Source organism: Flavobacterium sp. (assembly GCF_023151265.1).
GTDB lineage: Bacteria > Bacteroidota > Bacteroidia > Flavobacteriales > Flavobacteriaceae > Flavobacterium.
Genome location: NZ_JAKLJH010000096.1, coordinates 1 through 10,344, shown reverse-complemented (window position 1 = coordinate 10,344; position 10,344 = coordinate 1). Strand labels below are relative to the sequence as shown.

11 protein-coding genes and 1 pseudogene are annotated in these 10,344 nt (G+C 30.2%); 4 read left to right on the top strand and 8 right to left on the bottom strand.

Translation table 11 applies throughout. The annotated features are described in order from the left end of the window. The coding region (locus L6Q46_RS09765; protein ID WP_291284148.1) for a DUF5929 domain-containing protein at positions 1–670 on the top strand (670 nt) is incomplete at its 5' end. 311 nt (positions 671–981) lie between these two features. Here the strand turns inward: L6Q46_RS09765 and L6Q46_RS09760 are convergent. The 4 genes from L6Q46_RS09760 to L6Q46_RS09745 are packed head-to-tail and all read right to left on the bottom strand — an operon-like array spanning position 982 to position 4,163. Continuing rightward, positions 982–1,653 (bottom strand): response regulator, encoded by a 672-nt coding sequence (locus L6Q46_RS09760; RefSeq protein WP_291284147.1) that lies wholly within the window; start codon positions 1,651–1,653, stop codon positions 982–984. Between the two features lie 11 nt (positions 1,654–1,664). Continuing rightward, positions 1,665–3,713 (bottom strand): tetratricopeptide repeat-containing sensor histidine kinase, encoded by a 2,049-nt coding sequence (locus tag L6Q46_RS09755; RefSeq protein WP_291284146.1) that lies wholly within the window; start codon positions 3,711–3,713, stop codon positions 1,665–1,667. A gap of 3 nt (positions 3,714–3,716) precedes the next feature. Beyond that, positions 3,717–3,893, bottom strand: coding sequence for a hypothetical protein (locus L6Q46_RS09750; RefSeq protein ID WP_291284145.1), 177 nt, complete (start codon positions 3,891–3,893; stop codon positions 3,717–3,719). Positions 3,894–3,914: 21 nt separating this feature from the next. Beyond that, a complete protein-coding gene (locus L6Q46_RS09745) occupies positions 3,915–4,163 on the bottom strand; it encodes a hypothetical protein (protein ID WP_291284144.1) in 249 nt (82 codons plus the stop codon). A gap of 143 nt (positions 4,164–4,306) precedes the next feature. Here L6Q46_RS09745 and L6Q46_RS09740 point away from each other — a divergent pair, with 143 nt between their 5' ends. The 3 genes from L6Q46_RS09740 to L6Q46_RS09730 all read left to right on the top strand — a co-directional run bounded on the left by L6Q46_RS09740 (position 4,307) and on the right by L6Q46_RS09730 (position 6,271). Further along, positions 4,307–5,041, top strand: coding sequence for a metallophosphoesterase (locus L6Q46_RS09740; protein ID WP_291284143.1), 735 nt, complete (start codon positions 4,307–4,309; stop codon positions 5,039–5,041). Between the two features lie 39 nt (positions 5,042–5,080). Next, entirely contained in the window at positions 5,081–5,578 is a 498-nt protein-coding gene (locus L6Q46_RS09735) for a DUF6646 family protein (protein ID WP_291284142.1), read from the top strand. Positions 5,579–5,695: 117 nt separating this feature from the next. Beyond that, positions 5,696–6,271: an alkylphosphonate utilization protein gene (locus L6Q46_RS09730; RefSeq protein WP_291284141.1), complete on the top strand. Its 576-nt coding sequence runs from the start codon at positions 5,696–5,698 to the stop codon at positions 6,269–6,271. Positions 6,272–6,398: 127 nt separating this feature from the next. Here the strand turns inward: L6Q46_RS09730 and L6Q46_RS09725 are convergent, their stop codons facing one another. From L6Q46_RS09725 to L6Q46_RS09710, 4 genes and pseudogenes are all read right to left on the bottom strand, one after another. Then, entirely contained in the window at positions 6,399–7,175 is a 777-nt protein-coding gene (locus L6Q46_RS09725; RefSeq protein ID WP_291284140.1) for a hypothetical protein, read from the bottom strand. 202 nt (positions 7,176–7,377) lie between these two features. Further along, positions 7,378–8,925: an aldehyde dehydrogenase family protein gene (locus L6Q46_RS09720; RefSeq protein ID WP_291284149.1), complete on the bottom strand. Its 1,548-nt coding sequence runs from the start codon at positions 8,923–8,925 to the stop codon at positions 7,378–7,380. A gap of 98 nt (positions 8,926–9,023) precedes the next feature. After that, on the bottom strand, positions 9,024–9,566 hold the full coding sequence (locus L6Q46_RS09715) for a 3-hydroxyanthranilate 3,4-dioxygenase (protein WP_291284139.1): 543 nt from the start codon (positions 9,564–9,566) through the stop codon (positions 9,024–9,026). 93 nt (positions 9,567–9,659) lie between these two features. Further along, positions 9,660–10,344: pseudogene (locus L6Q46_RS09710) on the bottom strand (endonuclease/exonuclease/phosphatase family protein); the annotation flags it as partial.

Sequence of the window (10,344 nt, the reverse complement as noted above, 5' to 3'; positions counted from 1 at the left end):
AACGGTTATTAGTATTGAAAACAGCTCTCGTAATAGCATTGAACACACGTTAGAAAGCGTTTTAGATTTCATCAATAATCGTCATAAAGATTTGCCTTCTAAATACAAGGTTTTTAAAGAATTATTTGTGGTTTGCTGGGCTGGAAACAAGAAAAAAGTTAGGGATAAAGAGTATTATTCGAGAGTGGATATTGAGTTAGTCAACGAACAAGTAAAGCTGTTTTATTCGGCTTTAGATGAAGTTAGTATTGACTATGATGAAAGTAGTTTTTCAATTACTGAATACATTTCTTTAGGATTGAATGATAAAACGAGTTATTATCCGTTTGAAAAAGTAACCTTGACTTTTTTTGATAATGGTTATTACAAAATGAATTCGGAAATATTGTTTGAACCACCGCAATACAACCGAAAAATGTTGTATCATATTTACAATTCCAATTTGGTACTATTAGGAAAACTTCAAAAAGGATTGCTATTAAACGATTCTGAAAAGCGAGATTTGGAGAATTTACCTCACATTATGATGATTTGCTATTTGAATGGTTTTGATGAAGCAAAGCAAAAATTAATTGATTCAAAACCATACTTAAAATTACTTGAAAACCCTTTAATTTACGTGTCTTTTAAAGAAGTAATGCGAATTTTAAGAAAAATGAAATACGACTAGTACAATTTTTTATTTTTTATAAAAAGTATTAATGCTAAGTAAGACACAAAAAGAAAAACTCCCAAAATGTAAATTAATTCAAATTGTGCATGATATCCGATACATTTAGATAAAAATGTACTACTTTCAAAGAATAATGTGTTGTATGTTAAATCGGCTACAGTGTAAAGCCAAACCAAACTCAGAAACAACAAAAACAGCAAGATTTTAGTATATAGTTTCATCCTTTTTTACTATTTAAATTACAATGTAAAGGTAAGGACGCTTTTTGGTTGGGTTGCTGTAGTTTTTCTGCACATTTTGTTAAAATTTTATATCAAGCCTCTTTTTTTTGCTTCTTTAATAATGTCTTCGTCAGAACCCTTTTCTATGTTAAAAAACTCTTTTATATGAGCTTTTCTTTTATCTATTGCACTTAACGTAATATTGATGTGTTCTGGCATATTTTTGGTTTTTATGCCTTGTGCTAAAAGAGTTATAATTTGTTGATAATATTCATCTAACAAAAATTCATTTGCCATTAACTCATTAATATTTTGCTGCACCGTACGACTTTTATACTTATCGCCCTTCATAATTTGATTGAAAGCAGTTAAAAGTTCTTGAGACGAAAAATCACTTTTAACTAAGAAACCTTCGGGTTCAATTTCTCTATGAATTTTGTATAATAAAAAGGCTTCAATGTGCGATGTTAGAATTATAATTTTCGTATTAGGCATATAATTTCTAACTAATCTTGCTAAATCATGTCCAGAATAAACTTTTTGTTCAGGAAAAGCGGGTAAACTCAAATCGATAAACGCCGCATCGTAAGCGGATGCATTTTGATTCTCAGCAATTAAATAATAAGCACTTTCGCAATTATAAGCTGGTGTAACTTCAATTTCACAATCCAAATCGTTAAAAGAAAGAATACTTTTATAGCCTTCTATCATGGAAGGATGATCGTCAATCATTAAAATACTTAGCTTTTTATTTTCCAAAATCTTACTTTTTATAATTTAACTTTTAAAGACACTTTAGTTCCTTTATTAATTTCAGATGAAATTTTTAATCGTCCGTTTATAGATTCTGTTCTACTTTCTATATTTTTTAGTCCAATTCCAGATTTGGTTTTTGAAACTTTAAAACCAACTCCATCGTCCTTTATTGACAAATATAAAAAACCTTCATCAATATATAAACTTAACGAAATTAAAGTAGCATTTGCGTGCTTATTAATATTGTTTAATGTTTCTTGAATAATTCTATAAACATTCATTTTTATTAAGGCCGAAATTGTTTCAATTGTTTCATCTGGCGCAATTGAACATTCGCATTTTGTTTTATAGGTTTCTTTTTGATTCTGAATCAATTGCTCTAAAATGCTTCTGTAATTTCCTTTATTAAGGAACGACTCAAAATGTAGTTCATGGGCAACTGTTCGTATTTCGTTTTCCACATTCTGAATTTTGTCGATATATTCGATACTTCGTTTTATAACAGTTTCATCTGGTTTTTGAGTTAATGCAAATAAATTAAATCGAATTCCTGCCAATTTATTCAAAATATTATCGTGAAGATCTTGTGAAATTCTCAATTTTTCTTTCTTTTTGGCTTCCTCTAACTCGTCTTGTTTATCAAGCATTAATTTATAAATCTCTTCATTGGCTTTTTGTTGCTCTTGATTAAAAAGCAATTCTTTGTGTTTACTTCGCTGATAAAGGATAATATAGAACAGTATACCAAAAGAAATTATAAGTAATGATGAAATTAAAATAATTCGAAACCTATTAGAAATGGCTTCTTTTTCTACAATGATTTCGTCAGTTTCAAATTCAATTCGGGCTAATTTATTACGGCTTAATCTTTCTTGACGTTGTAAGCTGTCGCTAAGTTTTATGTATTCTTTAGCGTATTTTAGTCCTTCTTTAGGTTTTAATTGCGTGTAAAAATCAAGTGTTTGTAACACTTCTTTGTTATACTTTGACTCTTTTGCTAATTGATTAGCTTCTTCGTTATATTGAAGCGCTTTAACAGTATCTTTTTTAGATAAGAAATATTCAACAAGGTGAATCCTGATGTTTATTTTACTATAGATATCATTGATTTTATCACCAATTTCTAATGCTGTTTTAAAACCACTAAGCCCTTCATTTTTATTAATTTTGAAACGAGAATAGGAGTAATTATCAACTAAAGAAATATATAAAACAGGTTGTATTTCTATAAGATTCTTTATTTTCAATCCCTCAGCAAAAATTTCACCCGCTTCTTTAAATTTTCCTAAATTTAAATATACAAAACCGATATTATTTATTGCTTGAGCTTGTAAAATAGGCTTATAATTTTCATTTTTTATATTCTTAATTTGAGATAGTGATTTTTGATGATATTCTAATGCTTTTTCATAATTTCCAAGACCAGACAATGATCTTCCAAGATGAGCCAAACATTCATAAATTAATTCTTGATCTTTAATTTCTTTAGCTATAGATAACACCTTAACTGTTTCTGACTCACTTCCTAAAAAATCTTTTTCATAAGATAAAATGTACGCCTTGCGTAATTTTGTATTTACTAAGTTAAGCTTATCGTTTAATTTTTCGTATTTCTTTTCAGCTTCTAAATAATATTGATATGCACTATCATTTTGTGAAGTTGAAAAATAATAATCTCCTAAATAATATTCTGCCCTAGCAATATTTAATGAATCATTATTAGGTATAGAAATTTGTAATATTTTATTGGTTATATCTTTATACTTCTCATACTCTAAAACTCCAAAATAGCGATTAGCAATTTTAAAATAATTCTTTATTTTAATTGAATCATTTTCATTTGAATTTTCTATTAAGGTTTCTATTGAATCAATAAATTTCAAACGAGTAGCTTTGTCAAAGTTTACATTTGAACTATTTTCAAAGTATTTGTCTAATTTTTTTTGATTAATAGGTTTATCATCGCTTGGATTACATCCAACGATAAAAAATAACCCTAATAGAAATGCTATTTGTCGCAATAAATGTTTTTTACTTTTAACAAAAATAATGTTTAAAAACAATATTTAATCTCTTTTTAAAATAATTATTGGAGTTCTATGATCTATTCTGTTTTCAACATTAATTGTTTCTTTCTTTTCAATTTTGTAAGTCATTACTTTCTCTATTGAATCTTTTTCTCTGTTACTTGGCATATTAGACAAAAACAAAGAACTTACTATTAACAATACAACTGTTTTCATTTTTATTAATTTTTAAGTTTATTAATCTTTTTTTATAATAATTACTACTGGGTCTCCGTCAACAGCTTCCCTAGTAGTTAGCAATGTATCAACTACTGCAATGGTATCTTCATCCTTAGCCGCTTCATCTCCTTCTCTAAATTGGGCGTTATGAATATTTTCTGTTACTTTTACACTTTCTTCAAGTGCAGCATCGTACTCGTCTGTTGTACATGAAAAAAGAGTAATCCCTACTAATGCTAAAGCGAATAATTTAACTAAATTTTTCATAATGTTTTGATTTTTAAAGGGTTTGTTTATTTGTTTAAAATGGGTTTATTAACTTCTAATACAAAATTAGAGACTCCATTAAGATTAATTGCTGTAGTTTTTCTGCATATTTTTCTAAAATTTGAGTCAAATTATGTTTAATTATGAGAAAATTCGTACTTGGAGATGTTCATGGTGGATTAAAAGCAATTCACCAAGTTTTAGAAAAAGCTAACGTTTCCCAAAAAGACATTTTAATTTTTTTAGGTGACTTTGTAGATGGCTGGAGCGAATCGCCTGCGGTTTTAGATTTTTTAATAGAATTACAAAAAAAACAACCTTGTGTTTTTATTCGTGGCAATCACGACGAACTCTTATTAGACTGGTTATTAGGTAATAACGAAAATATTGATGAAAAATTGTGGTTTCAACACGGTGGTGAAGCAACTGTAAAATCATATCAAAACATTAACTCGGTAACCAAAGAAAAACACATAGATTTCTTAAAATCGTTACAAGATTATTATTTAGATGATGAAAACCGATTGTTTATTCATGCCGGTTTTACCAATATGAAAGGAGTAGAACACGAATATTTTAAACCTCTTTTTTATTGGGACAGAACGCTTTGGGAAACTGCTTTAGCACTTGATAATAATCTTTCAAAAGAAGCCATCACCTATCCTAATCGACTCAATATCTACAAAGAAATTTACATTGGGCATACACCCGTCACAAAAATAAACGAAACAATTCCCGTTAACAAAGCTTGTGTTTGGAATGTTGATACCGGAGCTGCTTTCAAAGGTAAATTAACTATTATGGATGTTAATACAAAAGAATTTTGGCAAAGTGATTCATTACCAGAGTTATATCCTAACGAAAAAGGGAGAAATTAATTTATTGCTATATTTGTACTCAATTTAAATTTTAATACGATGAAAAAAATTTTAGCAGTAATTTGTTTATTAGCCGCAGTTCAAATCTCAAATGCGCAAGTTTTTAAAGGAAAAGGAGATACAAAATTTCAAGTAGGTGCCAACATTCAGGAAAAAGGAACAGGTGTAATTGCTACGTATGATAGAGGAATCGGAACAAATATGTCGTTTGGTTTTACCTCTTTATACTTATTAGGAATTGAAGAAGTAGCAGGCGAAAAACCAAATTTTGATGATCGTTTTGATTTAAGAGCTCGTTTTAGTGCGAATATTGCCGATATTTTTGGAATTGAGAAAAAAGTTGACATCTATCCTGGATTAAATATTGGAATTAAAAATTTTGGTGCACATTTAGGCGCTCGTTATTTTATTACCGATGGTTTCGGAGTGTACTCTGAAATTCAGTTTCCAATAGCACATTACGATAATGATCCGAGAGGATTTGAAAAATATAACAATCAGTTTAACTTATCTATTGGCGCAAGTTTTAATCTGTAAACTAATATTTGAATTTATTTTAAAGCAACTTAGTAAAAAAGTTGCTTTTTTTTATGCTGTTTTGTTACAATTTATACCTTTGCTTCAAATTATTTATTTACGTAAAATCCATTCAAAATGAGTGTAATAGAAAAAAAACTGAAAGACCGCAGTGGTTCAGTTTGCGAAATTAGTGGTGCCGAACATGATTTAGTTGTGTACACGTTACCACCTCACACTGCAGAAAGCTTAGAACATTCGGTTTTAGTTGCGAAACATTTAAAAGACCAAATTGAAAATCCAGAAACCATGAATGAAAACGATTGGAGAGGATTATCAGAAAGTATGTGGAACGAACATTTGCCAGTTCAAATTTTATCTTGGAGAATGTTAGCGCGTTTGAAAAACAACGATTTGCTTGACATGATGTACCTGGATGAAGAAGCCTTAGAATGGGCAAAAGCAACAGGCGAAGGCGCAGAAGAAGACGAAAACAAAATTATACATAAAGACAGCAACGGCGTTATTTTACAAGATGGCGACTCGGTAGTGTTGGTTAAAGATTTAGATGTAAAAGGCGCTACTTTTACTGCAAAACGTGGAGCTGCTGTACACAACATTAAATTGGTTTGGGACGATGCGAACCTTATTGAAGGTAGAGTGGAAAACCAAAGTATTTATATTTTAACACAATACGTGAAGAAAACGAAGTAATTCTTTTTTCTTTTTTGTCAAGCTGAACTCGTTTCAGCTTCTCACTTATAGATTCTGAAACGAGTTCAGAATGACAAAGCTATAAACATAGAAAACCCTGCAAATTTGATTTGTGGGGTTTTTGGTTTTATTCTTCAAATAAATTATCAAATTTAACGATCTTGATTTTTTCATTTTTCTTCTTGTCAACAATTGAATAGAAAATATACTTGTCATTTAAGTATTTGAGCGTTACAGTTGTATTTGGATATTTAGTTTTAATATCATACTCTATTTTTTTAATATTTATCAAATTATTTGGTAGAAGCATATATCTGTTAAATTCGGAATAATATTTAAAAAAAGTAATAGAGGTTGATGTAGTAATTAAGCTAATAAAAAATATCTTTAAATATACTTTAAAATGAGAATCTAAAAATTTTTGAAGATTTATAATAGAATTAAAAATTAGAACTATAATTCCTGAAATTAATACAAAATTAATTGTTGCTAGTGTAATTTGAATTAATGGATTATTAATTTTTTTTATTAAATAATCTGTAATTGGTATCGCCCAAACGAACAAACAAAACATAGATAAAATTAAATAAACAAATCCTAATATTAAATTTGGTTTTTTTATATCTGTAATTTCATCTTTTGATTTGTTATTTTCTTCTTCATCAGACTCTTTATTTGTATTTTTAAATATAGTTGGGTATAAATACGAAACAGAAATTGAAATAAATCCCAAAATAATTAACATTAATATTCCATCAGCAACTAATTGTGAAACTGAAAAAAATCTAATATATGACAAAGACATTTTGCTTAATTCAATCAATTGCCAGATTGCTCCTAATAAAGGTGGAATTGAAATAATTAAACTAAAATATTTAAGTGTAAAATCTAAATGTTTTCTCATTTTAATTTGTGTGAATAACAAATATAAATATTTGTTATTTATTGCTAACCTATTTTCTAGAAGATTTACAAACTATGTTTATGAAAGTTTTTATTACGATAGCGAGGAATTACATTCCTAACCACAGAAAACAAAAAACCCTGCAATTGCAGGGTTTTTCTATATCTAAAAAGTAACTAATTACTTTTCATTAATCACTTAATTAAAAATCAAACTTAATACCTTGCGCTAATGGTAACGCTGTTCCGTAGTTAATGGTGTTAGTTTGTCTTCTCATGTACGCTTTCCATGCATCAGAACCTGATTCACGACCACCACCTGTTTCTTTTTCACCACCAAAAGCACCTCCAATTTCAGCACCAGAAGTTCCAATGTTTACGTTAGCAATACCACAATCAGAACCTGCAGCAGAAAGGAATAATTCCATTTCTCTCATGTTGTTAGTAAAAATAGAAGAAGATAATCCTTGAGGAACTGCATTTTGCATTTCGATAGCTTCTTCAATTGTGCTGTATTTCATTACATATAATACTGGAGCAAATGTTTCGTGTTGTACGATTTCGAACTCGTTTTTCGCTTCAATGATACATGGTTTTACATAACATCCACTTTCGTATCCTTCTCCTTCTAAAACACCACCTTCTACAATTACTCTTCCGCCTTCTGCTTTTGCTTTTTCGATAGCGTTTAAGTAATCTTGAACCGCACCTTTATCGATAAGTGGACCTACGTGATTATTAGCATCTAATGGATTTCCAATTTTTAACTGAGCATACGCTTTTGCTAAAACGTCTAATGTTTTATCATAAACACTTTCGTGAACAATTAATCTACGAGTTGAAGTACAACGTTGACCTGCTGTTCCAACAGCTCCAAAAACTGCTCCTACCAATACCATTGATAAATCAGCTTCTTTAGAAACGATGATGGCGTTGTTTCCACCTAATTCTAAGATAGTGTTTCCAAAACGCTCAGCAACCGTTTTTGATACGTGACGACCAATTCTTGTAGAACCTGTAAACGATACTAATGGAATACGTTTGTCATTATTAATTAAATCTCCAGACTCGTTACCAACCACTAAACAGCTGATTCCTTCTGGTAAATTGTTTCTTTCTAAAACCGTTTGAATGATGTTTTGACAAGCTACACCACATAAAGGCGTTTTTGAACTTGGTTTCCAAATACAAACGTCACCACAAATCCATGCTAACATTGTATTCCAAGACCAAACCGCTACTGGGAAGTTGAAAGCCGAAATGATTCCAACAATTCCAAACGGATGCCATTGCTCATACATTCTGTGCATTGGACGTTCTGAATGCATGGTTAATCCGTGTAATTGACGTGATAAACCTACTGCGAAATCACAGATATCAATCATTTCTTGCACTTCTCCAAGACCTTCTTGATACGATTTACCCATTTCAAAAGACACTAATTTTCCTAATGCTTCTTTATGTTTACGTAATTCTTCTCCCATCTGACGAACGATTTCCCCTCTTTTTGGAGCTGGAACCAAACGCCATGTTTTGAAAGCTTCTTCTGCAGCACTCATAGCTGTTTCGTAATCTTCTTTTGTTGAAGATTTTACTTTTCCAATCAAATCTCCTGTTGCTGGTGAATATGATTCGATGATTTTTCCGTTAGAAAACCACTTTGTTCCAGTAGAAGTTCCTTCGTTAATTTCTTTAATGCCTAATTGTTGCAAAGCTTCTTGCATACCAAATTGAATTGCTGCTTCAGATATCATTTTATAACTTTTTATTCGGTTTTTGTTAAATTTTCACAAATGTAAAAAATATATTTTAATAAATGTGTGTCTCAAGTTACACAGCTGTTTTTTAACTATTTCTTAGTAGTAAACTTAGGATTGGTTTCCATTACAGTACCACATTTTTTACAAGTTCTCTTTTCTTCAGAATTATAAAACGTACTGAAATGCGGTAAAAAGTCTTTTTCTATATCGTGTAATTCGAAATAAACTTCGTGTAATTTATGATTGCAATTGTCACAAAACCAAAGTAAACCATCATTAAATCCTTTTCCTGCGCGTTTTCTTTCGATTACCAAACCTACTGAACCCTCAGTTCTTGCTGGTGAATGCGGTACTTTAGCAGGATGCAAATACATGTCGCCTGGACCCAATTTCATAGCTTTCTTTTCACCATCTTCTTGAATAAAAACGGTAATTTCGCCTTCTAATTGATAAAATAGTTCTTCGGTTTCATTGTAGTGATAGTCCTTTCGGGCATTGGGTCCACCCACGACCATAACAATATAATCGTCTGAAGTTTCATCATAGATGGTTTTATTTCCTACGGGTGGCTTCAAAAACTGTCGGTTTTCTTCAATCCATTGATTTAGATTAAATGGTTTTTTAATTTTCATCTTATGCAATTTAAAAACGTAAAGTTACTAAAAAGAAAAAAGGTTAGCCGCATTTTATTGCAAACTAACCTTATTAAATTATTAAGAATGAAATTACTTCACTTCTTTCACTAAGTAAATATAAACTGGAAAGTGATCTGAGAATCCTGGAACTCCGTTTTGATTACGAAGTGGATATCCTTTGTACTGACCTGTTTTTTGGATTAAGAAAGGTTTGTTATAAATACCTGCTTTCCAATATTTGAATGAGCCATAATCGTTATTATCTGCCGGAACCAATTGTTGACTTACCATGATTTGGTCGAAAATATCACCTGAATCTCTGTAAAACAAAGAGGCATGTCCGTCTTTAGCCATTTGCTCAAACGGGTTATAAACATCTCTTGGTTCTTTTAATTCTGTTTTCTTAAGTTTAGCGCCAATGCCTTGTTTTACACTTTTGTTGTAAGCTCCGTCATTTAAATCTCCCATGGTAATAAACTTAGCATTTGGATTGATTTTGATGATAGAATCCATGATTTTTCTATTTAATCTACCAGCAGCTTCACGATAAGGGCTACTTCTTTTTTCGCCACCAGAACGAGACGGCCAGTGATTTACAATTACATTAATTTCTTCACCATCTAATAAACCTGTAACTAAAAGTTGATCACGTGTATAAATTCTTTTTGTTTTTTTATCGTAATTTACATTTTCTTCTGTTTCTTCCTCTTCTTTTTTGTCTTTTTTGTCAGAAGAAGATTCTGATTCATAAACATATAAAGGAACGTTTATATAA